Source organism: Kocuria sp. JC486, from assembly GCF_011602805.1.
In the GTDB taxonomy this organism is placed as follows: domain Bacteria; phylum Actinomycetota; class Actinomycetes; order Actinomycetales; family Micrococcaceae; genus Kocuria; species Kocuria soli.
The window spans coordinates 1-1,270 of sequence record NZ_JAAOZS010000051.1; the positions used below are offsets into that span (position 1 = coordinate 1).

1 protein-coding gene is annotated in these 1,270 nt (G+C 64.7%); it reads right to left on the bottom strand.

What is annotated here, in order from left to right:
* Positions 1-35: 35 nt before the first annotated feature.
* Positions 36-1,201 (bottom strand): IS3 family transposase gene (locus tag GWK18_RS12800; protein WP_245193337.1). Its coding sequence is split into 2 segments (ribosomal slippage): positions 36-914 and positions 917-1,201, totalling 1,164 coding nucleotides; the frame shifts between segments, so codons are not numbered across the junction.
* Positions 1,202-1,270: the final 69 nt, after the last annotated feature.

A 1,270-nucleotide genomic window follows, 5' to 3' on the forward strand; every position in this document is an offset into this window, starting at 1 on the left:
AGGGGCTGCCGCACGAACAGGTGACAGTTCGGGTTTCAGGCCGCGAGGCTCACGGCCGGGTTCATGATGGTCTCGTATTCGATGGGGGTCAACCGGCCCAGGCGGGCCTGCCGACGACGGCGGTGGTAAGTGCGTTCGATCCAGGTGATGATCGCGATCCGAAGCTCCTCTCGGGTTCGCCAGCGCTTGCGGTCCAGGACGTTCTTCTGAAGTAGCGAGAAGAACGATTCCATCGCGGCGTTGTCGCCGGCGGCACCGACCTGGCCCATGGATCCGATGAGGTGATAACGGTTCAGGGCGTGCACGAATTTCCGTGACCTGAACTGAGATCCTCGGTCCGAATGCACGATGCAACCGGCCGCCTCGCGACGCCGTGAAATAGCGTTGTCCAGGGCGTTCACCGCGAGCCGTGCTTTCATCCGGTCGCTGATCGAGTAGCCGACGATGCGGCCGGAGAACACGTCCTTGATGGCGCAGAGGTAGAGCTTGCCCTCGTCGGTCCAGTGCTCGGTGATGTCGGTGAGCCACAGTTCGTTGGCGTCATCGGCGGAGAAGTCCCGCTTCACAAGGTCGTCATGGACCGGCGGACCGGGGCGCTTTCCGTTCTTGCCGCGCTTCTTCCCGAACACGGACCACCACTGGTTGTCGCGGCAGATCTTCCACGCGGTCCGCTCGCACATCTCCTCTCCGGCCTCGGCGGCTTCTCCGACGAGGAACCGGTAGCCGAACTCAGGATCGTCGCGGTGGGCGTCCAACAGGGCGTTGGCACGATAGGCCTCGACGAGCTCGGCCCTGGTGATCTGCTGTTTCCGCCAGCGGTAGTAGGGCTGGCGGGAGAGCTTCAGGACCCGCAGGGACACCGCGACGGGAACGTTGTCAGCGGCGAGCTCGCTCACGAGCGGGTAGAACCTTTTCCCGGCAGGTTCGCCTGCGACAGGTAGGCGGCTGCGCGGCGCAGGACCTCGTTCTCCTGCTCCAGCAACCGGTTCCGGCGGCGGAGCTCGCGCAGTTCCGTCGAGTCCTCACGAGTCTTGCCGGGACGGTTGCCGTCGTCGATGTCGGCTTGACGGATCCATTTGTGGAGCGTCATCTCGTGGACGCCGAAGTCCTTCGCGATCTGCGCGAGAGTGACGCCGTCCTCACGGGACCGGGCCACACGCACGACGTCCTCGCGGAACTCCTGGGGGTAGGGAGCGGTCATGGTGCACATCCTTCCAGGCCGCCCTACGGGCAAGCCAGATCAGATGTCACCTATCGACGCGGCAGTCCC